This is a genomic window from Ramlibacter sp. 2FC (assembly GCF_005503345.1).
In the GTDB taxonomy this organism is placed as follows: domain Bacteria; phylum Pseudomonadota; class Gammaproteobacteria; order Burkholderiales; family Burkholderiaceae_C; genus SCMQ01.
This window is the reverse complement of the sequence record NZ_SCMM01000028.1, coordinates 12,394-34,014: the sequence shown is the minus strand read 5'-3', so window position 1 is coordinate 34,014 and position 21,621 is coordinate 12,394. Positions and strand designations below refer to the sequence as shown.

Below are 21,621 nucleotides of genomic sequence, written 5' to 3'. Positions count from 1 at the left end.
ATGTGGCACGGGCAAGGGGCGCAGTCAATGCAGCGGGGGCTGCTTACTCGGCGGCGGCTCCGTCGTCGCCGGCCGGGGCTTCCGACGCCGTGGCACTGGCCAGCTCGGCGGCCTCGGCCTCGGCGATGGCGTGGCGCTCGGCCTCGTCCATCTGGTCCTTGACCTTGCGCGCCTGGTGGTACGCCATGCCGGTGCCGGCCGGAATCAGGCGGCCCACGATGACGTTTTCCTTCAGGCCACGCAGCTCGTCACGCTTGCCCATGATGGCGGCTTCGGTCAGCACGCGCGTGGTTTCCTGGAAGGAAGCGGCCGAGATGAACGAGTCGGTCGACAGCGAGGCCTTGGTGATGCCCAGCAGCAGGTTGCTGTAGGTGGACGGGATCTTGCCTTCGGCGCGCAGGGCGTCGTTGGTGTCCAGAATCTCCGAGCGCTCGACCTGCTCGCCGGCGATGTAGCTCGACTCGCCCGGGTTCTCGACCACGACGCGGCGCAGCATCTGGCGCACGATCACCTCGATGTGCTTGTCGTTGATCTTCACGCCCTGCAGGCGGTAGACGTCCTGCACCTCGTCGACGATGTAGCGCGCCAGCTCTTCCATGCCCAAGAGACGCAGGATGTCCTGCGGATCGGCCGGGCCGTCGACGATGCTCTCGCCCTTGTTGACCACCTGGCCTTCGTGCACCAGGATGTTCTTCTCCTTGGGGATCAGCTCTTCCCAGACCTTGCCGTCCGGATCGGTGATCTGCAGGCGGATCTTGCCCTTGGTCTCCTTGCCGAACGAGACCGTGCCGGTCATCTCGGCCAGCACGCCCTTGTCCTTGGGCGAACGGGCTTCGAACAGCTCGGCCACGCGCGGCAGGCCGCCCGTGATGTCGCGGGTCTTCTGGCCTTCCACCGGGATACGGGCCAGCACCTCGCCGGGGCCCACGTCCTGGCCGTCGCGCACCTGGATCAGCGCGCCGACCTGGAAGCCGATGGTCACCGAGTGGTCGGTGCCGGGGATCTTGACCTCGTTGCCCGAGGCGTCGATCAGCTTGACCTGGGGACGCACGACCTTGGCCGAGCCGCGGCGCTTGGGGTCGATCACCACCAGGGTCGACAGGCCGGTGACCTCGTCGACCTGCTTGGCCACGGTCAGGCCTTCCTCGACGTTCTCGAACTTGGTCTGGCCGGCGAATTCCGTGATGATGGGACGCGTCAGCGGATCCCAGTTGGCCAGGATGGCGCCGGCCTTGATGGACTGGTCGGCCTTGACGGCCAGGGTCGCGCCGTACGGCACCTTGTGGCGCTCGCGCTCGCGGCCATGCTCGTCGTGGATGATGATCTCGCCGGAACGCGCAATCACCACCAGCTCGCCCTTGCTGTTGGTCACGTAGCGCATCGTGGCGTTGAAGCCGATCAGGCCGTTGGACTTGGCTTCCACGCTGGATGCGATGGCGGCGCGCGAGGCGGCGCCACCGATGTGGAAGGTCCGCATGGTCAGCTGGGTGCCGGGCTCGCCGATCGACTGCGCGGCGATCACGCCCACGGCCTCGCCCATGTTGACCAGGCCGCCGCGGCCGAGGTCGCGGCCGTAGCACCTGGCGCACAGGCCGAAGCGGGTTTCGCAGGTCAGCGCGGTGCGCACCTTGACCTCGTCGACGCCGGCGGCCTCGAGCCCGTCGATCATGTCCTCGTCCAGCATGGTGCCGGCGGGGGCAAGAACGGCGCGGTTCTCGGGATGCAGCACTTCCTCGGCCGCGGTGCGGCCCAGGATACGGTCGCGCAGCGACTCGATCACCTCGCCGCCCTCGACGATGGCGCGCATCAGCGAGCCTTCGCGGGTGCCGCAATCGTCCTCGGTCACCACCAGGTCCTGGGTCACGTCGACCAGGCGGCGCGTCAGGTAGCCCGAGTTCGCGGTCTTCAGCGCCGTGTCGGCCAGGCCCTTGCGGGCGCCGTGCGTGGAGATGAAGTACTGCAGCACGTTCAGGCCTTCACGGAAGTTGGCCGTGATGGGGGTCTCGATGATGGAGCCGTCGGGCTTGGCCATCAGGCCGCGCATGCCGGCCAGCTGGCGGATCTGCGCCGCGGAGCCGCGGGCGCCGGAGTCGGCCATCATGTAGATGGAGTTGAAGGACTCCTGGTCCACTTCCTGGCCGTTGCGGTCGGTGGTCTTCTGCTTGGCCAGCTGGGCCATCATGACCTTGGACACTTCGTCACCAGCCTTGCCCCAGATGTCCACCACCTTGTTGTAGCGCTCGCCGGCCGTCACCAGGCCCGAGACGTACTGCTGCTCGATCTCCTTGACCTCGGACTCGGCGCGCTCGATGATGCCGGCCTTCTGCGGCGGCACCAGCATGTCGTCGATGGCGATCGAGATGCCGGCCTTGGTCGCCAGGCGGAAGCCGTTCTGCAGCAGCTTGTCGGCGAAGACCACGGTCTCCTTGAGGCCGCACTTGCGGAACGAGGCGTTGATCAGCTTGGAGATCTCCTTCTTCTTCAGCGCCTTGTTGATGTTGCTGAAGGCCAGGCCCTTGGGCAGGATCTCGGACAGCAGGGCGCGGCCCACGGTGGTGTCCACGAGCGAGGTCGACGGCTCGAATTCGCCGCTGTCCTTGTTCTTGTTCCACTCGGTCAGGCGCACGCTGATCTTGGCCGTGAGCTCGACCACACTGGCGTCGAGGGCGCGCTGGACTTCGCCCACGTCGGCGAACACCAGGCCTTCGCCCTTGCCGTTGATGCGCTCGCGCGTCGTGTAGTACAGGCCCAGCACCACGTCCTGCGAGGGCACGATGGAGGGCTCGCCGTTGGCGGGGAACAGCACGTTGTTGGAGGCCAGCATCAGGGTGCGGGCTTCCATCTGGGCTTCCACCGACAGCGGCACGTGCACGGCCATCTGGTCGCCGTCGAAGTCGGCGTTGAAGGCGGCGCAGACCAGCGGGTGCAGCTGGATGGCCTTGCCTTCGATCAGGATGGGCTCGAAGGCCTGGATGCCCAGGCGGTGCAGCGTAGGCGCGCGGTTGAGCATCACCGGATGCTCCTTGATCACCTCTTCCAGGATGTCCCACACCACCGGGGTGCCGGATTCGACTTCCTTCTTCGCCGCCTTGATGGTGGTGGCGATGCCCATGGCTTCCAGGCGCGCGAAGATGAAGGGCTTGAACAGCTCCAGCGCCATCAGCTTCGGTAACCCGCACTGGTGCAGCTTGAGGGTCGGGCCCACGGTGATGACCGAACGGCCCGAGTAGTCGACGCGCTTGCCCAGCAGGTTCTGGCGGAAGCGGCCGCTCTTGCCCTTGATCATGTCGGCCAGCGACTTGAGGGCGCGCTTGTTGGCGCCGGTCATGGCCTTGCCGCGGCGGCCGTTGTCGAGCAGCGAGTCGACGGCTTCCTGCAGCATGCGCTTCTCGTTGCGCGCGATGATCTCGGGCGCCTTGAGCTCGAGCAGGCGGCGCAGACGGCTGTTGCGGTTGATGACGCGGCGGTACAGGTCGTTCAGGTCGGAGGTCGCGAAGCGGCCGCCGTCCAGCGGCACCAGCGGACGCAGGTCCGGCGGCAGCACGGGCAGCACCTCGAGCACCATCCACTCCGGCTTGATGCCGGACTTCTTGAAGGCCTCCAGCACCTTGAGGCGCTTGGCGTTCTTCTTGACCTTGACTTCGGAGCCGGTCAGGTCGCCGCGCAGCTTCTCGATCTCGAGCTCGATGTCGATGCCCTGCAGCAGGTCCTTGATGCCCTCGGCGCCCATCTTGGCGATGAACTCGTCACCGTATTCCTTGCGCTTGGCGTCGTAGTCGTCCTCGGACATGATGCCGAACTTCTTCAGCGGGGTCATGCCAGGGTCGGTCACCACGTAGGCTTCGAAGTACAGCACGCGCTCGATGTCGCGCAGCGTCATGTCCAGCACCAGGCCCAGGCGCGAAGGCAGGGACTTGAGGAACCAGATGTGGGCGCAGGGCGCGGCCAGGTCGATGTGGCCCATGCGCTCGCGGCGCACCTTGGTCTGGGTGACTTCCACGCCGCACTTCTCGCAGATCACGCCGCGGTGCTTGAGGCGCTTGTACTTGCCGCACAGGCACTCGTAGTCCTTGATCGGGCCGAAGATCTTGGCGCAGAACAGGCCGTCGCGCTCGGGCTTGAAGGTGCGGTAGTTGATGGTCTCGGGCTTCTTCACCTCGCCGAAGGACCAGGAACGGATCTTCTCGGGCGAGGCCATGCCGATGCGGATGGCATCGAAATGCTCGTCCGGCGTGAACTGCTTGAACAGGTCGAGTAGTGATTTCATGTGACTCTATCCCTTCAAATTAAGAACGTTCGAGCTCGATGTCGAGGCCCAGGGAACGGATTTCCTTGACCAGGACGTTGAACGACTCGGGCATGCCGGCGTCGATCGAGTGCTCGCCCTTGACGATGTTCTCGTAGACCTTGGTGCGGCCCTGCACGTCGTCGGATTTGACGGTGAGCATCTCCTGCAGCGTGTAGGCGGCGCCGTAGGCTTCCAGCGCCCAGACTTCCATCTCGCCGAAACGCTGGCCGCCGAACTGGGCCTTGCCGCCCAGTGGCTGCTGCGTGACCAGCGAGTACGGGCCGGTGGAGCGCGCGTGCATCTTGTCGTCGACCAGGTGGTGCAGCTTCAGGAAGTGCATGTAGCCCACGGTGGTCGGGCGCTCGAAGGCGTCGCCGGTGCGGCCGTCGTACAGGTAGGCCTGGGTGCGCGTGGGCGTCAGGCCCTTGCGCGCGGCCAGGTCGTCCGGGTACGCCAGCTTGAGCATGGCGCGGATCTCGTCTTCCGAGGCGCCGTCGAACACCGGCGAGGCGAACGGCACGCCGCCCGCGAGGTTGCCCGCCATCTCCAGCACCTCGTTGTCGCTGAGCTTGGAGAGCTCCTCCTTGCGGCCCATGCCGTTGTACAGCTCCTCGAAGAACTGGCGCAGCTCGGCCACGCGGGCCTCCTGCTGCAGCATGTCGCCGATGCGCTGGCCTATGCCCTTGCCGGCCCAGCCCAGGTGGACTTCCAGCACCTGGCCCACGTTCATGCGCGAAGGCACGCCCAGCGGGTTGAGCACGATGTCGGCCGGGGTGCCGTCGGCCATGTAGGGCATGTCCTCGACCGGAACTATTTTTGAAACCACGCCCTTGTTGCCGTGGCGGCCGGCCATCTTGTCGCCGGGCTGCAGGCGGCGCTTGACGGCCAGGTAGACCTTGACCATCTTGAGCACGCCCGCGGGCAGCTCGTCGCCCTGGGTCAGCTTCTTGCGCTTCTCCTCGAAGGCCAGGTCGAAGCTGTGGCGCGTCTGCTCGAGCGAGTTCTTGATCGACTCGAGCTGGGAGGCGACCTCGTCCTCGGCCGGACGGATGTCGAACCAGTGGAACTTGTCGACCGAGCTCAGGTAGGCCTTGTCGATCTTGGTGCCCTTGGCCAGCTTCTGCGGGCCGCCGTTGGCGACGCGGCCGGTCAGCAGCTTCTCGATGCGGTCGAAGGCGTCGGCCTCGACGATGCGCAGCTGGTCGTTCAGGTCCAGGCGGAAGCGCTTGAGCTCGTCGTCGATGATCTGCTGGGCGCGCTTGTCGCGCTGGATGCCCTCGCGGGTGAACACCTGCACGTCGATCACGGTGCCCTGCGAACCCTGGTCCACGCGCAGCGAGGTGTCCTTCACGTCGGAAGCCTTCTCGCCGAAGATGGCGCGCAGCAGCTTCTCTTCCGGCGTCAGCGTGGTCTCGCCCTTGGGCGTGACCTTGCCGACCAGCACGTCACCCGGTTGCACTTCGGCGCCGACGTAGATGATGCCGGACTCGTCCAGGCGGTTGAGCTGCTGCTCGGACAGGTTGGGAATGTCGCGCGTGATTTCCTCGGCACCGAGCTTGGTGTCGCGCGCCATCACCACCAGCTCCTCGATGTGGATCGAGGTGTAGCGGTCGTCGGCCACCACGCGCTCGCTGATCAGGATCGAGTCCTCGAAGTTGTAGCCGTTCCAGGGCATGAAGGCGATCAGCATGTTCTGGCCGATCGCGATCTCGCCCAGGTCGGTCGAGGCGCCGTCGGCGACCACGTCGCCCTTGGCCAGCTTGTCGCCGCGCTTGACGATGGGACGCTGGTGGATGTTGGTGTTCTGGTTGGAGCGCTGGTACTTGATCAGGTTGTAGATGTCCACGCCCACTTCGCCGGCCACCGCCTCGTCGTCGTTGACACGCACCACGATGCGGGTGGCGTCGACATAGTCGACCACGCCGCCGCGGGTGGCGGTGACGACGGTGCCGGAGTCAACCGCCGCCACGCGCTCGATGCCGGTGCCGACCAGGGGCTTCTCCGGACGCAGCACGGGCACGGCCTGGCGCGACATGTTGGCGCCCATCAGCGCGCGGTTGGCGTCGTCGTGCTCGAGGAAGGGCACCAGCGAGGCGGCCACCGAGACGATCTGCGCCGGCGACACGTCCATGTACTGCACGCGCTCGGCGCTGACCAGGATGGATTCGCCGCGCTCGCGCGCCGACACCAGGTCGCCGGTCAGGCGGCCCTCCTTGTCCAGGGCCGCGTTGGCCTGGGCGATCACGTACTTGCCTTCCTCGATGGCCGACAGGTAGTCGATGTCGTTGGTCACCTTGCCCTCGACCACGCGGCGGTACGGCGTCTCGATGAAGCCGTACTCGTTCAGGCGGGCGTACAGGGCCAGCGAGTTGATCAGACCGATGTTCGGGCCTTCCGGCGTCTCGATCGGGCAGACGCGGCCGTAGTGCGTGACGTGCACGTCGCGCACCTCGAAGCCCGCGCGCTCGCGCGTCAGGCCGCCCGGGCCCAGGGCCGAAACGCGGCGCTTGTGCGTGATCTCGGCCAGCGGGTTGGTCTGGTCCATGAACTGCGACAGCTGCGAGGCGCCGAAGAACTCCTTGAGCGCCGCGGAAATCGGCTTGGAGTTGATCAGGTCGTGCGGCATCAGCGGATCCTGCTCGGCCTGGCCCAGGCGCTCCTTGACGGCCTTCTCGATGCGCGCCAGGCCGGTGCGGTACTGGTTCTCGGCCAGCTCGCCGACGCAGCGCACGCGGCGGTTGCCGAGGTGGTCGATGTCGTCCACCTCGCCGCGGCCGTTGCGCAGGTCCACCAGGATCTTGACCACGGCCAGGATGTCGTCGTTGGTCAGCACCATGGGGCCGGTCGACTCGTCGCGGCCGACCTTGGCGTTGAACTTCATGCGGCCCACGCGCGACAGGTCGTAGGTGTCGGGGTTGTAGAACAGGCGCTGGAACAGGGCCTGCACCGCGTCCTCGGTGGGCGGCTCACCGGGGCGCATCATGCGGTAGATGGCCACGCGGGCCGCGAACTCGTCCACGGTCTCGTCGATGCGCAGGGTCTGCGACATGTACGCGCCCTGGTCGAGCTCGTTGGTGTAGATGCACTGCAGGTCCTGGATGCCGGCGCTGCGCAGCTTCTTGAGCAGGGCTTCGGTCAGCTCGTCGTTGGCCTTGGCGATGATCTCGCCGGTGTCGCCGTCGACGATGTTCCTGGCCACCACGCGGCCGACCAGGAAGTCTTCCGGCACGCTGACGTGCGTGGTGCCCGACTGCTCGAGCTCACGCGTGTGGCGCGCCGTGATGCGCTTGTCCTTGGCGACCACGACCTTGCCCGACTTGTCGGTGATGTCGAAGCGCGCCACCTCGCCGCGCAGGCGCTCGGACACGAACTCCATCTGGGCGCCGCTGTCCATCAGGCGGAAGTTGTCGTTGACGAAGAAGTTCGCCAGGATGGACTCGGGGTTCAGGCCGATGGCCTTGAGCAGGATGGTGACCGGCATCTTGCGACGGCGGTCGACGCGGAAGTACAGCACGTCCTTGGGGTCAAACTCGAAGTCCAGCCAGGAGCCGCGGTAGGGGATCACGCGGGCCGAGAACAGCAGCTTGCCCGAGCTGTGGGTCTTGCCCTTGTCGTGCTCGAAGAACACGCCCGGCGAGCGGTGCAGCTGCGAGACGATCACGCGCTCGGTGCCGTTGATGATGAACGAGCCCTTGTCGGTCATGAGCGGAACCTCGCCCATGTAGACCTCCTGCTCCTTCACTTCCTTGACCACCTTGGACTGCGCGGTCGAGGACTCGCGGTCGTAGATGATCAGCTGCACGCGCGCGCGCACGGCCGAGGCGAAGGTCAGGCCGCGGGTCTGGCACTCGCGCACGTCGAAGGCCGGCCTGGCCAGGTTGTACTCGACGAACTTCATCTCGACGTAGCCGTTGTGCGAGACGATGGGGAAGGCCGACTCGAAGGCGGCCTGCAGGCCCTCGTGGGTGCGTTTCTGGGGAGGAACATCCGCCTGCAGGAACGCGGTGTAGGCGTCCTTTTGCATCTGCAGCAGGTAAGGTACTTCGAGCACGCTCTCGCGGGTGCCGAAACTTTTGCGGATGCGCTTGCGTTCGGTGTATGAGTAGGCCATGAAATCTCCGGGCAAAGACATGAGTCCTCGGTCTTTGGCGACTGGTGCGTCGAGCCGGCGTGCTCGACCTGCTTGGTGGCTGGCCACTACCAACCATTGGCGGACGGCTGCGCATTGCACGCAACCCGAACCAAGTCGTCTTCTGCAGTCGGGGTCAGAAAACACTGGAAAAGGGACTGGCTCAGTCTCTTTTCCAGTGTTGCTCTGAGACAGTCCGCCAGTGCCGCAGGCACTGGCGAGGCTGCGCTCTCTAAGCGCCAAAGGCTGGAGGCCTTTGCGGGCACTCCAGCCTTTCGATTTCGAACCAATTACTTGAGTTCGACCTTGGCGCCGGCTTCTTCCAGCTTCTTCTTGGCGGCTTCGGCGTCGGCCTTGGCAATGGCTTCCTTGACGGGCTTCGGAGCGCCGTCGACCAGGTCCTTGGCTTCCTTGAGGCCCAGGCCGGTGAGTTCACGCACGGCCTTGATGACCGACACCTTGTTGGCGCCGGCTTCGGTCAGCACCACGGTGAACTCGGTCTTCTCTTCGGCGGCCGGGGCAGCGGCGCCACCGCCAGCGGCGGGAGCGGCCATGGCGGCGGCGCTCACGCCGAACTTCTCTTCGATGGCTTTCACCAGGTCGTTGAGCTCGAGGACCGTCATGCTGTCGAGCGCGGTCAGAAATGCGTCTTTATCGAATGCCATTTTGATTTCCTAACAATTGGTTAACAGTTTGGCTGCGCGCTTCAGGCGGCAACCGGTTCGCCTTCGCCTTTTTTGGCCGCCAGGGCACCCAGCACCACGGCGGTGCGGGAGATCGGCGACATCAGCAAGCCACACAGCTGGGCCAGCAGCACTTCCTTGGAAGGGATGCTGGCGAGCTGCTTGACGCCGTTGACGTCCAGGGCCTTGCCCGCGAATGCGCCGCCGCGAATCACCAGCTTGTCGTTGGTTTTCGCGAAGTCGGCCACCACCTTGGCGGCGGCCACGGCATCCACGGAGAAGCCATAGATCAGCGGGCCGGTCATCTGGTCGGCCACGACCTCAAAGGCACTGCCGGCCACAGCACGGCGGGCCAGCGTGTTCTTCAACACGCTCAGGCTCACGCCCTTGCTGCGCGCGTCGGTGCGCAGTTTGGTCATGTCAGCGACCGTGATGCCGCGGTATTCCGCCATCACCAGCGTTTGAGCTTGAGCGGCGAGGCCGGTCACTTCGGTGATGACCGCTTCTTTCTCACTGCGATTCAGACTCAAGGTCTACTCCTTCAAAATGTGCCTTCGGGCTTTCGCCCTCGGACACGCCTCATTGCAGCGACCAACTGTTTTCAGAAACCTCTCGATTCCATCTGCAGCGGGATCGCCATCTGCGTTGGCTTTCCTCTGATTAAGCGCGGCCAGCCGCGCGCCAACGGTCTTGGATGGCCTGCCGGGGTCCTGGAAGGGGCTCCGGCAGCCCACCACACCGGGCCACCCTTGCGGGAAGCCCGAATCTACGTTCACGCCGCGATGGTCTGGGTGTCCACGCGGACACCGACGCCCATGGTCGACGAGACCGCCACCTTGCGCAGGTACACGCCCTTGCTGGTGGCCGGCTTGGCCTTGTTCAGGGCCTCGATCAGCGCCACCAGGTTGCCCTGCAGCTTGTCGTTGCCGAACGAGCGGCGGCCGATCGTGCCGTGCACGATGCCGGCCTTGTCCACGCGGAACTGCACCTGGCCCGCTTTGGCGTTCTTCACGGCCGTGGCCACGTCGGGCGTCACCGTGCCGACCTTGGGGTTCGGCATCAGGCCGCGCGGGCCCAGGATCTGGCCCAGCGTGCCGACCACGCGCATCGCGTCGGGGGCGGCGATCACCACGTCGAAGGGCATGTCACCGGCCTTGACCATGGCGGCCAGGTCGTCCATGCCGACGATGTCGGCGCCGGCGGCCTTGGCTTCCTCGGCCTTGGCACCCTGGGCGAACACGGCCACGCGCTTGGTCTTGCCGGTGCCGTTGGGCAGCACGACGGCGCCACGCACCACCTGGTCCGACTTCTTGGCGTCGATGCCGAGCTGCACGGCCACGTCGATGGACTCATCGAACTTGGCGGTGGCGGCTTCCTTGACGATGGCCAGCGCATCGCCCAGGGCGTACAGCTTCATGCTGTCGACCTTGCCCTGCAGGGCCTTTTGCTTCTTGGTCAGCTTGGACATCACACGCCCTCCACATTCACGCCCATGGAACGGGCCGAGCCGGCGATGGTGCGCACGGCGGCGTCCAGGTCGGCGGCCGTCATGTCCTTCATCTTGGTCTTGGCGATCTCTTCGAGCTGGGCGCGCGTGATCTTGCCGACCTTGTCGGTATGCGGCTTGGACGAGCCCTTGTCGAGCTTGATGGCCTTCTTGATCAGGGTCGTCGCGGGCGGCGTCTTGATGATGAAGGTGAAGCTCTTGTCCGCGAACGCGGTGATCACCACCGGCAGCGGCAGACCGGGCTCGACGCCCTGGGTCTGGGCGTTGAACGCCTTGCAGAACTCCATGATGTTCAGACCGCGCTGGCCCAGAGCGGGACCAATGGGCGGCGACGGATTGGCTTTGCCAGCCGGCACTTGCAGCTTGACAAAACCGACGATTTTCTTCGCCATGCTTTTCTCCTTGCGGGTTCTAACGCCTGGGCGGCTACGCCTGGGCTCCCCGGGGTTGACGACTCACAAACAACATCCGCACCGAGTCGCAAGGCGCGGAATCAGATCCCTCAGGTGAAGAAACTTAGGTTTTCTCGACCTGGCTGAATTCGAGCTCCACCGGCGTGGCGCGACCGAAGATCGTGACCGACACGCGCAGCTTGTTCTTTTCGTAGTTGACTTCCTCGACCGTGCCGTTGAAGTCGGTGAACGGGCCTTCCTTGACGCGCACGTACTCGCCGACCTCGAACTCCACCTTGTGGCGCGGCTTGTCTGTGCCTTCCTGCATCTGGCTGACGATCTTCTGCACCTCGTCCTCGGAGATCGGCGCCGGGCGGTTGCGCGCGCCACCGACGAAGCCGGTCACCTTGGCGGTGTTCTTCACCAGGTGCCAGGTGTCGTCGTTCATCACCATCTCGACCAGCACGTAGCCGGGGAAGAACTTGCGCTCGGTGGTGCGCCTCTGGCCGTTCTTCATCTCGACCACTTCCTCGGTCGGGACCAGGATGCGGCCGAACTTGTCCTGCATGCCGGCGCGGTTGATGCGCTCGACGATGTTGCGCTCCACGGCCTTCTCCATGCCCGAATAGGCATGGACCACGTACCACTTGAGGTCGGGGTTGGCAGGGGCGCCGCCAGCGGCGTTTTCTACAACATCGGTCATCACTTTTTCCACCCCAGAATCAGGTCGTAGAACACCCATTCGAGCGTCTTGTCGGTCAGCCAGAGGAACAGCGCCATGATCACCACGAAGGCGAACACGTAGGCCGTCATCTGCATGCCTTCCTTGCGGGTCGGCCAGACCACCTTCTTGACCTCGCGCCAGGCGTCGCCGCCGAAGCCGATCAGCTGGCGCCCGGACTCCGAGCTCAGGAACACCGCCACCGCGGCACCCAGGCCGACCAGCAGCGCGCCCCACTGGGCCAGGGCACCCTGCTTGGACAGCAGGTAAAAGGCCACCAGCGCCGCGACGACCAGGGCGCCGGCCACGGCGAGCCTGGCCTTGTCGGCTCCGGTACTGACGGTTTCAACTTGAGATGTGGCCATGTCGGCAAGTCCTGCGCTCTGCTGCTTGGGTCCCAGCGCTTACAACGCTGAAGCCCGCCAGGGTGCTGGCGGGCTTGAAAACCACCCCATGGGTGGCAGGGGCAGAGGGAATCGAACCCCCAACCTTCGGTTTTGGAGACCGACGCTCTGCCAGTTGAGCTATACCCCTACGAGCCTCGATTACTCGATGATCTTGGCCACGACGCCGGCGCCGACGGTGCGGCCGCCTTCACGGATGGCGAAGCGCAGGCCTTCTTCCATGGCGATCGGGGCGATCAGCTTGACGGTGATCGACACGTTGTCGCCAGGCATCACCATTTCCTTGCCCTCGGGCAGCTCGATGGCGCCGGTCACGTCCGTGGTGCGGAAGTAGAACTGCGGGCGGTAGTTGTTGAAGAACGGGGTGTGGCGGCCGCCCTCGTCCTTGCTCAGCACGTAGACCTCACCGGTGAAGTGGGTGTGCGGCTTGATGGAGCCGGGCTTGCACAGCACCTGGCCGCGCTCGACTTCCTCGCGCTTGGTGCCGCGCAGCAGGATGCCGACGTTGTCGCCAGCCTGGCCCTGGTCCAGCAGCTTGCGGAACATTTCCACGCCGGTGCAGGTGGTCTTGAGCGTGGGCTTGATGCCGACGATCTCGATTTCCTCGCCAACCTTGACGATGCCGCGCTCGATACGGCCGGTCACCACGGTGCCGCGGCCGGAGATGGAGAACACGTCTTCCACGGGCATCAGGAAGGCACCGTCCACCGCGCGCTCGGGCGTGGGGATGTAGGTGTCCAGGGCTTCGGCCAGCTTCATGATGGCCTCTTCGCCCAGAGGGCCCTTGTCGCCTTCGAGGGCGAGCTTGGCGGAGCCGTGGATGATGGGGGTGTCGTCACCGGGGAAGTCGTACTTGGAGAGCAGCTCGCGCACTTCCATTTCGACCAGCTCCAGCAGCTCGGCGTCATCGACCATGTCGCACTTGTTCAGGAACACGATGATGTAGGGCACGCCGACCTGACGGGCCAGCAGGATGTGCTCGCGGGTCTGGGGCATGGGGCCGTCGGCGGCCGAGCACACCAGGATGGCGCCGTCCATCTGGGCGGCGCCGGTGATCATGTTCTTGACGTAGTCGGCGTGGCCCGGGCAGTCCACGTGGGCGTAGTGGCGGTTGGCCGTCTCGTACTCGACGTGGGCGGTGTTGATGGTGATGCCGCGCGCCTTCTCTTCCGGAGCCGCGTCGATCTGGTCGTAGGCCTTGGCTTCGCCGCCGAACTTGGCCGCCAGCACCGTGGCGATGGCCGCCGTCAGGGTCGTCTTGCCGTGGTCCACGTGGCCGATGGTGCCGACGTTGACGTGCGGCTTGGTCCGTTCAAATTTCTCTTTTGCCATTTTTTCGACTCCGAAAAAAACAATTAGTCAACAACCGCGACACCAGGCACGCGAACCGGTCGCACACCCTGAGAATGGTGCCCTTGGCGGGAATCGGACCCGCGACCTCTCCCTTACCAAGGGAGTGCTCTACCACTGAGCCACAAGGGCAGAAAATTCTGCACTCGCCACACCGTCGACTGGAGCGGGAGACGGGAATCGAACCCGCGTCATTAGCTTGGAAGGCTAAGGTTCTACCATTGAACTACTCCCGCATCGACCGCACGGCCACGCACCAGGCGCGACCCGCGGGAGCCAATGCACGGAAACCTTTTCCAAACGCTCGCCGTCAACTGGCATGGCCAGATTTTTTTGCTGGTGGAGGAGGCTGGATTCGAACCAGCGTAGGCGTAAGCCAACAGATTTACAGTCTGCCCCCTTTAGCCACTCGGGCACTCCTCCGCAGCGAACTCAGGATTATGCCAGCATTTTTGCCCGATGACGATGCCGGGCCAAAGAATTTACCATTCGACCGGCTTTTCCCCCTGGCGCACCAGGTAGTCGTTGGCCGAGCGGAAGTGGCCGCAGCCCAGGAAAGGCTGGGGCGGCCGCAGGGCCGACAGCGGCGAGGGGTGGTTGGCCGTCAGCACCAGGTGCCGCCCACCCTGAGCGGCCGCTTCGATCAGCGGCCGCTTGGCCTGGGCATGCCCTCCCCAGAGCATGAACACCGCGGGGCGAGAGCCCTGCGCCACGGCCTGCACCGCGGCGTCGCTCAAGGCCTCCCAGCCCCGGCGTGCGTGGCTGCCGGCCTGCCCATCCTCCACCGTGAAGCTGGTGTTGAGCAGCAGCACGCCCTGACGCGCCCAGCGCACCAGCGAGCCGTCGGCCGGCGGCGCCAGGCCCAGGTCGCGCTGCAGTTCCTTGAAGATGTTGCGCAGGCTGGGCGGGATCCTGACCCCGGGCGCCACCGAGAAGGCCAGGCCCTCGGCTTGGCCGGGGCCGTGGTAGGGGTCCTGGCCCAGGATGACCACGCGCACCGCCGCGCGCGGCGTCAGCGCCAGGGCGCGCAGCGGCAGCGGCGGATAGACCGCCGCCCCGGCCGCCAGGCGCGCGCGCACGAAAGCCTCGACCCGCCGCCCCTCGGGGCCGGCCAGGAAGGCGTCGACCAGCGGCCGCCAGTCGGGCGCCACCCCCTCCAGGCCGTCCAGCCAGGCGCCCAGACGCCCGGCGGGCCGGTCTGCCGCCGGCGGCGGCTCGTCGAGCATCAGTTCAGCCTGAACCGGTGATCGCATGCGCATGCTCCGCGGCGCGCGTTCAGGAGAACAGCGCCGCCAGCGCGGCACCGGGGTCGCTCGCGCGCATGAAGGCCTCGCCGACCAGGAAGGCGTGCACGCCGGCGTCGCGCATGCGCTGCACGTCGGCGCGCGTGAGGATGCCGCTTTCGGTGACCAGCAGCCGGTCGGCCGGCACGTCCTTGAGCATGGACAGCGTGGTGTCCAGGCTGACCTCGAAGCTGCGCAGGTTGCGGTTGTTGATGCCGACCAGCGGGGTCTTGAGCCTGAGCGCGCGCTCGAGCTCGGCGCGGTCGTGCACCTCGACCAGCACCGCCATGTCCAGACCGCGCGCGATGGCCTCGAGCTCGGCCATCCGGGCGTCGTCCAGGCAGGCCGCGATCAGCAGGATGCAGTCGGCGCCGATGGCGCGCGCCTCGTAGACCTGGTAGGGGTCGACCATGAAGTCCTTGCGCAGCACCGGCAGGTCGCAGGAGGCGCGGGCCTGCTTGAGGTAGTCGATGCTGCCTTGGAAGAACTGGCGGTCGGTCAGCACCGACAGGCAGGCCGCGCCGTGCTCGGCATAGCTTTGCGCGATGTCGGCCGGCACGAAGTCCTCGCGCAGCACGCCCTTGGAAGGGCTGGCCTTCTTGACCTCGGCGATCACGGCGGCTTGGCCGGCGGCGATGCGCGCGCGCATCGCGCCGACGAAATCGCGCGTCAGCACCCGGCTCTCGGCGTCGGCGCGCATCGCGGCCAGCGACTTCTTCTTCAGGCCGGCCGCGACCTCCTCGCGCTTGACGGCGACGATCTTGTCAAGAATGTCGCTCATGCCTGCGCCCTCACCGACTGGCTGAAGGCCACGAACTGGGCCAGCTTGGCCTTGGCCGCGCCGGAATCGATCGCCGCGCGCGCCCGCTCCACGCCGTCCTCCATCGTGGCCACCACGTTGGCCGCGTACAGCGCGACGCCGGCGTTGAAAATCACGATGTCGCGCGCCGCGCCATGGTCGTTGTCGAGCACGCCGTGGATCAGGGCCAGCGACTGCTCGGGCGTCTCCACTTTCAGCGTGCGGTTGCTGGCCATGGGCAGGTCGAAGTCCTCGGGGTGGATCTCGTACTCGCTGATCTCGCCGTTCTTGAGCTCGCCGACCATGGTGGCCGCGCCCAGGCTGATCTCGTCCATGCCGTCGCGGCCGTAGACCACCAGCGCGTGCTCGGCGCCCAGGCGCTGCAGGGCGCGCACCTGTATGCCGACCAGGTCGGGGTGGAACACGCCCATCAGGATGTTGGGCGCGCCGGCCGGGTTTGTGAGCGGGCCCAGGATGTTGAAGATGGTGCGCACGCCCAGCTCCTTGCGCACCGGCGCCACGTTCTTCATGGCCGGATGGTGGTTGGGCGCGAACATGAAGCCTATGCCCACTTCGGCAATGCTGCGCGTGATCTGCCCGGGCGTCAGGTCCAGGCTGCCGCCCAGACGCTCGACCACGTCGGCGCTACCGGACTTGCTGGACACGCTGCGGCCGCCATGCTTGCTGACCCGCGCGCCCGCGGCGGCGGCCACGAACATGGCGCAGGTGGAGATGTTGAAGGTGTGGGCCCCGTCGCCGCCCGTGCCCACGATGTCGACCAGGTGCCGGGTGTCGGCCACCTGGACCTTGGTCGAGAACTCGCGCATCACCTGCGCCGCGGCCGTGATCTCGCCTATGGTTTCCTTCTTGACGCGCAGGCCGGTGACCAGCGCGGCCGTCATCACGGGCGAGAGCTCGCCCTTCATGATCATGCGCATGAGGACCAGCATCTCGTCGTGGAAGATCTCGCGGTGCTCTATGGTCCGCTGCAGGGCTTCCTGGGGGGTGATGGACATTTGCAAGCTCCTTCTATCGTGACGGGACCGGCGCATCCGAGAGCGCCAGCTTGAGGCCGAAGCCTATGAACAGAGCGCCGGCCACGCGCTGCAGACCGGCCAGGCCATGGCGCAGCGAGCCCAGCCGCCCGGCCAGCCAGGCCGCCAGCAGCGCCCAGCCGAAGTTGACCAGCAGGCCGTTGAGGTTGAACAGGGCGCCCAGCCCCAGGAAGGCCAGCGTGGGGTCGCCCGCCCCGGGCGCGATGAACTGCGGAACGAAGGCCAGGAAGAACAGCGCCACCTTGGGGTTGAGCGCATTGGTCCAGAAGCCCTGCAGGAACAGCCGGCCCAGGCCGGGCCGCAACGCCACCGCGTCCGGGGCCAGGACCACCGGCCCGGATTCACGCGCGCGGCGCGCCAGCAACATGGACAGGCCGACATAGACCAGGTAGGCCGCGACCAGCCACTTGAGCACGGCAAAGGCCGTGGCCGAGGCCGCGACCAGGGCGCTGACGCCGACGGCCGCCGCGAGAATGTGCACGCAGCAGCCGGCCGCAATGCCCAGCGCCGCCACCATGCCGGCGCGCGCGCCCGACTTCAGCGCGCGCGTCACGATGAACAGCACGTCGGGCCCCGGCGTCAGGTTGAGCAGCAGGCCCGCGACGACGAACAGCCCCAGGTGGTCGACGCCCATCATGCGGCCCCCACGCTTGCGGCCCAAGCCGCGGCGCTGCCCCCCGAGGGGGCCTTCGCGCCTTGGAGCGGTCCGGCGGCGCTCATGCTCAGCGCTCCAGGAAGTTCTTCAGCATATCGTGGCCATGCTCGGTGAGGATGGACTCGGGGTGGAACTGCACGCCCTCGATGTCCAGGCTGCGGTGGCGAACGCCCATGATCTCGCCGTCCTCGGTCCAGGCCGTGACCTCCAGCTCCTCGGGGCAACTCTCGCGCTCGATCGCCAGCGAGTGGTAGCGGTTGACCGTGAACTGCCTGGGCAGGCCGGCGAACACGCCCTTCTGGTCGGTGGAGATCAGGCTGGTCTTGCCGTGCATCAGCTGGCGGGCACGCACGATCTTGCCGCCGAAGGCCGCGCCTATGCTCTGGTGCCCCAGGCAGACGCCGAGGATGGGCAGTTGGCCGGCGAAATGCCGGATGGCCGCGACCGAGATGCCGGCCTCGGCCGGCGAGCAGGGACCGGGCGAGACCACCAGCCGGTCCGGGCGCCGCTCGGCGATGCCCTCGAGCGTGATCTCGTCGTTGCGGAACACCTCGACCTGGGCACCGAGTTCGCCGAAGTACTGGACGATGTTGTAGGTGAACGAGTCGTAGTTGTCGATCATCAGCAGTTTCATGATGCTCACCCTTCTCGTGCCGTGCGGGGTGCGTCTTCGCGCAGGCGCGCGAATTCGCGGTGTTCATAGGCGATGTAGGCCTCCATCATGCTGCGGTAGATAGCCTCGATCAGCTCGGGCGCTCCGCCCTCGGCCTCGGCGCGCGGGCGCACGCGGTCCACGATGGCCTGGATGCGCGCCTCGTCACGCACCTGCGCCGCGTCCTGCTTGATGCGCGCAGCCTGCGTCATGTAGCCGCCCCGCTGCACGAGCAGGGGCACCAGGATGTCGTCGAGCGCGTCGATCTGGCGACGCACGTCTTCCATGGTGGTGCAGTGCTGCACCTTGTCGATCGCGCGTGTCATTCGAGGCCCTCCTCCACGAGTTCCGCCGCGCGCAGCAGGGCGCGCGCCTTGGCCTCGGTCTCCCTCCATTCGAGCTCGGGCACCGAGTCGGCCACCACGCCGGCGGCCGCCTGCACGTACAGCGTCTGGTCCTTGATGATGCCGGTGCGGATGGCGATCGCCACGTCCATGTCGCCGGCGTAGCTGAGGTAGCCGCAGGCGCCGCCGTACAGGCCGCGCTTGCTGGGCTCGAGCTGGTCGATCAGCTCCATGGCGTGCACCTTGGGCGCGCCGGTCAGCGTGCCGGCCGGGAAGGTGGCCTTGAGCACGTCCATGCTGGTCATGCCCTCCTCGAGCAGGCCCTCGACGTTGCTGACGATGTGCATCACGTGGCTGTAGCGCTCGACCACGAAGGCCTCGGTGACCTTGACGCTGCCGGTCCGGGCGATGCGGCCGATGTCGTTGCGCGCCAGGTCGATCAGCATCACGTGCTCGGCGCGCTCCTTGGGGTCGTTGATCAGCTCGACCTCGGCCGCCTTGTCCTTCTCGGGCGTGGCGCCGCGCGGACGCGTGCCGGCCAGCGGCCGGATGGTGATCTTCTGTCCCGCCTCCACATGCTCCTGGCGCACCAGGATCTCCGGGCTGGCCCCCACCACGTGGAAATCGCCGAAGTGGTAGTAGTACATGTAGGGGCTGGGGTTGAGCGAGCGCAGCGCGCGGTACAGCGAGAGCGGGCTCTCGGTGTAGCGTTTCTTGATGCGCTGGCCGACCTGCACCTGCATGAAGTCGCCGGCGAAGATCAGCTCCTTGGCGCGCTCGACCGCGGCCAGGTAGTCGGGCTTGGCGAACTCGCGCTCGACCGGGTAGCCCTGGCTGGGCTTGACCACCGGCGCGCTGACCGAGTACTTGAGCTGCTCGCGCAGGTCGCGCAGGCGCTTCTTGGCGCCGGCGTAGGCCTCGGCCTGGGCCGGGTCGGCGTAGACGATGAGGTAGAGCTTGCCCGAGAGGTTGTCGATGACGGCCAGCTCCTCGCACTGCAGCAGCAGGATGTCGGGGCAGCCCAGGGTGTCGGGCGGGCAGCTGCGCTCGAGCTTCTTCTCGATGTAGCGCACCGCGTCGTAGCCGAAGTAGCCGGCCAGGCCGCCGCAAAAGCGCGGCAGGCCGGGGCGCAGCGCCACCTTGAAGCGCTGCTGGTAGGCGGCGATGAAGTCCAGCGGGTTGCCGGTGGCCGTCTCCACCACCTGGCCATCGCGCACCACCTCGGTGACGGCGTCGGCGCCGAAGCCGCTGGCGCGCAGCAGGGTGCGCGCCGGCAGGCCGATGAAGCTGTAGCGGCCGAAGCGCTCGCCGCCGACCACGGACTCGAGCAGGAAGCTGTGCCTGCCGCCGTCCTTGCTGTGGGCCAGCTTGAGGTAGAGGGAAAGAGGGGTTTCCAAGTCCGCGAAGGCCTCGGCCATCAGCGGGATGCGGTTGTAGCCCTGCTGGGCCAGGCTTTTGAATTCAAGTTCGGTGATCACGAGAGAAGCCTCCATCGAGCCTCGACAACCCTGTGGATTCTGGGCAAGGGTTGCGTTCATCCATCCTGTGCCCCGCGGCCAGAGGTGCCGGGAGCGCCTGGGCGCGGGCCTGCGGCCGCGCGGTCAGAAATGCACGTTACTCTGGCTTACGCCAAGGCCAGGCTCCCCGGCCTTGCAGGCCCGGCAGGCAAGCGCAGTGGAAAGTGCCGTGAATGAACATCGTGGCCAGAGTGTAGCAAAGCCGCGCCCCGGCGCGCCCCCGGATTCTCACCCAGCCAGCTCCCCCAGCGAGTCGACGAAGCCGTCGGCGTCCACGGCGCGCACCGGCTCGCCATGGTTGTAGCCGTAGGTCACCAGCAGCACCGGGCAGCCGGCCGCGCGCGCGGCCTGGGCGTCGTTGCTCGAGTCGCCGATCATCAGGGTGCGGCCCGGGTGGGTACCCAGCGCCTCGCAGGTCTTGAGCAGGGGCAGCGGGTCGGGCTTCTTGCGTGCGAAGGCATCGCCGCCGAACACCGGCCCGAAATAGCCGTCCAGGCCCTTGGCCTTCAGCAGCGGCCGCGCGAACGCGCCCGGCTTGTTGGTCAGGCAGGCCAGCGGCAGCCCGGCCGCCCGCAGGGCGTGCAGGCCCTCGATGACGCCGGGGTAGACCCGGCTGTGGCGGCCGTTGACTTCCAGGTAATGCCGCTGGTAGGCGCGCCAGGCCGGCTCGTACAGCGCATCGGGCACGGCCGCGTCCGGGCCGCCGCGCTCGCGCGCCTGGTGCGCCATCACCGAACGGATCAAATGCTCCGAGCCCTTGCCCACCAGGCGCTCGACCAGCGAGCGCGTGACCGCAGGGCGGCCCAGCTCGGCCAGCATGAGGTTCAGCGCGGCCTCGAAATCGCCCAGCGTGTCGACCAGGGTGCCGTCCAGGTCGACGATGCAGGCGTCTAGCTCGAGGCCTGCCAGCGAGGGAATGGACATCGGGGAAACGCGCTCTGGCCTGGTCATCGGCCGAGCATAGCGCCAATGCCATGCCCTGCGCCGGGGCCCGGCTGCTCAGTGCCCGATTGCCCGTGGCGCCGGCAGCAGCCGCCGGTACTCGCGCTCCACCGCGGCGTAGCACTCGCAGGCCCGGGCCTCCAGGCCCGCGCGGTCCAGCACCTTGATGTGGCCGCGCCGGTAGTTGATCAGCCCCGCGTGCTGCAGCTTGCCCGCCGCCTCGGTGATGCCCTCGCGGCGCACGCCGAGCATGCTGGCGATCAACTCCTGGGTCATCAGCAGATCACGCCCGGGCTGCCGGTCCACGCTCAGCAGCAGCCAGCGGCACAGCTGCTGGTCGATCGCGTGGTGGCGGTTGCAGACCGCGGTTTGCGACACCTGGCAGATGAAGGCCTGGGTGTAGCGCAGCAGCAATTGCATCAGGGCGCCGGCGCGGTTGAACTCTTCCTGCAGGCGCTGGGCGCTGAGCAGGAAGCCGCCGCCGCCATGCAGGACCACGGCGCGGCAAGGCCGCGGCTCGCCGCCCATCAGCATGGAAAATCCGAGCAGGCCCTCGGACCCGACCACGGCCACCTCGGCCGTCGCGCCGTTCTCCATCACATGCAGCAGGGACACCGTGCAGCTGACCGGGAAATAAGCCGAGCCCTGGGCGATGCCGGACTCGTAAAGCATCTGGCCCGGGTGCAGGTCCGCTGCCCTCACGTGCGGCAGCAAGCGCTGGAAAACCTCGTCCGGCAGGGCCGCCAGCAGATGGTTCTGCAAGGGTGACAATGGACTGGGCATAGGCTCCTTGGCCAAAGGCGGCTGGAAGCCGCTCGCCTGGGATGCGCGCTCAGCCTCCACTTTTTGGGCTCATTCTTGGCCGATCCATTCGATCCGGCAATACCCAGTTTTAGGTGC

The 21,621-nt window shown here is 66.9% G+C and carries 18 protein-coding genes and 4 tRNA genes; all 22 read right to left on the bottom strand.

Going from position 1 to position 21,621, the window contains the following annotated elements; genetic code table 11:
• Window positions 1-43 precede the first annotated feature (43 nt).
• Window positions 44-4,267 (bottom strand): DNA-directed RNA polymerase subunit beta', encoded by a 4,224-nt coding sequence (gene rpoC, locus FFS10_RS13410; RefSeq protein ID WP_137894974.1) that lies wholly within the window; start codon window positions 4,265-4,267, stop codon window positions 44-46.
• 19 nt (window positions 4,268-4,286) lie between these two features.
• Window positions 4,287-8,399, bottom strand: coding sequence for a DNA-directed RNA polymerase subunit beta (gene rpoB, locus FFS10_RS13405; protein ID WP_137894973.1), 4,113 nt, complete (start codon window positions 8,397-8,399; stop codon window positions 4,287-4,289).
• 308 nt (window positions 8,400-8,707) lie between these two features.
• Window positions 8,708-9,082, bottom strand: a complete 375-nt coding sequence (gene rplL, locus FFS10_RS13400; protein WP_137894972.1) for a 50S ribosomal protein L7/L12 — start codon at window positions 9,080-9,082, stop codon at window positions 8,708-8,710.
• Between the two features lie 41 nt (window positions 9,083-9,123).
• Entirely contained in the window at window positions 9,124-9,630 is a 507-nt protein-coding gene (gene rplJ / locus FFS10_RS13395) for a 50S ribosomal protein L10 (protein WP_137894971.1), read from the bottom strand.
• Window positions 9,631-9,872: 242 nt separating this feature from the next.
• Window positions 9,873-10,568 (bottom strand): 50S ribosomal protein L1, encoded by a 696-nt coding sequence (gene rplA / locus FFS10_RS13390; protein ID WP_137894970.1) that lies wholly within the window; start codon window positions 10,566-10,568, stop codon window positions 9,873-9,875.
• On the bottom strand, window positions 10,568-10,999 hold the full coding sequence (gene rplK, locus FFS10_RS13385; RefSeq protein WP_137894969.1) for a 50S ribosomal protein L11: 432 nt from the start codon (window positions 10,997-10,999) through the stop codon (window positions 10,568-10,570). The genes rplA and rplK overlap by 1 nt, the downstream gene beginning before the upstream one ends.
• A gap of 124 nt (window positions 11,000-11,123) precedes the next feature.
• The gene (gene nusG, locus FFS10_RS13380; RefSeq protein ID WP_137894968.1) at window positions 11,124-11,702 is read right to left on the bottom strand and encodes a transcription termination/antitermination protein NusG; all 579 of its coding nucleotides are present in this window, start codon (window positions 11,700-11,702) and stop codon (window positions 11,124-11,126) included.
• The gene (gene secE, locus FFS10_RS13375) at window positions 11,702-12,085 is read right to left on the bottom strand and encodes a preprotein translocase subunit SecE (RefSeq protein ID WP_137894967.1); all 384 of its coding nucleotides are present in this window, start codon (window positions 12,083-12,085) and stop codon (window positions 11,702-11,704) included. Before secE ends, nusG begins: the two co-directional genes overlap by 1 nt.
• A 93-nt stretch (window positions 12,086-12,178) precedes the next feature.
• Window positions 12,179-12,254, bottom strand: a tRNA-Trp gene (locus FFS10_RS13370).
• An 11-nt stretch (window positions 12,255-12,265) separates the two neighbouring features.
• Complete coding sequence (tuf, locus tag FFS10_RS13365) at window positions 12,266-13,456, bottom strand: elongation factor Tu (protein ID WP_137894966.1); 1,191 nt, start codon at window positions 13,454-13,456, stop codon at window positions 12,266-12,268.
• 75 nt (window positions 13,457-13,531) lie between these two features.
• Window positions 13,532-13,606, bottom strand: a tRNA-Thr gene (locus tag FFS10_RS13360).
• Between the two features lie 30 nt (window positions 13,607-13,636).
• Window positions 13,637-13,710: transfer RNA gene (locus FFS10_RS13355), tRNA-Gly, on the bottom strand.
• 101 nt (window positions 13,711-13,811) lie between these two features.
• Window positions 13,812-13,897 (bottom strand) — tRNA-Tyr (locus FFS10_RS13350).
• A gap of 59 nt (window positions 13,898-13,956) precedes the next feature.
• Complete coding sequence (locus FFS10_RS13345; RefSeq protein WP_249931283.1) at window positions 13,957-14,727, bottom strand: uracil-DNA glycosylase; 771 nt, start codon at window positions 14,725-14,727, stop codon at window positions 13,957-13,959.
• A 22-nt stretch (window positions 14,728-14,749) separates the two neighbouring features.
• Entirely contained in the window at window positions 14,750-15,538 is a 789-nt protein-coding gene (gene trpC, locus FFS10_RS13340) for an indole-3-glycerol phosphate synthase TrpC (protein ID WP_137894965.1), read from the bottom strand.
• Complete coding sequence (gene trpD / locus FFS10_RS13335; protein ID WP_137894964.1) at window positions 15,535-16,572, bottom strand: anthranilate phosphoribosyltransferase; 1,038 nt, start codon at window positions 16,570-16,572, stop codon at window positions 15,535-15,537. The genes trpC and trpD overlap by 4 nt, the downstream gene beginning before the upstream one ends.
• A gap of 13 nt (window positions 16,573-16,585) precedes the next feature.
• Window positions 16,586-17,248, bottom strand: coding sequence for a LysE family translocator (locus FFS10_RS13330; RefSeq protein ID WP_137894963.1), 663 nt, complete (start codon window positions 17,246-17,248; stop codon window positions 16,586-16,588).
• Window positions 17,249-17,333: 85 nt separating this feature from the next.
• Window positions 17,334-17,900, bottom strand: a complete 567-nt coding sequence (locus FFS10_RS13325) for an aminodeoxychorismate/anthranilate synthase component II (protein WP_137894962.1) — start codon at window positions 17,898-17,900, stop codon at window positions 17,334-17,336.
• Window positions 17,901-17,905: 5 nt separating this feature from the next.
• On the bottom strand, window positions 17,906-18,244 hold the full coding sequence (locus FFS10_RS13320) for a chorismate mutase (protein WP_137894961.1): 339 nt from the start codon (window positions 18,242-18,244) through the stop codon (window positions 17,906-17,908).
• Window positions 18,241-19,740, bottom strand: a complete 1,500-nt coding sequence (gene trpE, locus FFS10_RS13315; protein WP_137894960.1) for an anthranilate synthase component I — start codon at window positions 19,738-19,740, stop codon at window positions 18,241-18,243. The genes FFS10_RS13320 and trpE overlap by 4 nt, the downstream gene beginning before the upstream one ends.
• Before the next feature lie 267 nt (window positions 19,741-20,007).
• The gene (locus FFS10_RS13310) at window positions 20,008-20,703 is read right to left on the bottom strand and encodes a phosphoglycolate phosphatase (protein ID WP_137894959.1); all 696 of its coding nucleotides are present in this window, start codon (window positions 20,701-20,703) and stop codon (window positions 20,008-20,010) included.
• Window positions 20,704-20,778: 75 nt separating this feature from the next.
• Window positions 20,779-21,504: a Crp/Fnr family transcriptional regulator gene (locus tag FFS10_RS13305; RefSeq protein ID WP_137894958.1), complete on the bottom strand. Its 726-nt coding sequence runs from the start codon at window positions 21,502-21,504 to the stop codon at window positions 20,779-20,781.
• Window positions 21,505-21,621 lie beyond the last annotated feature (117 nt).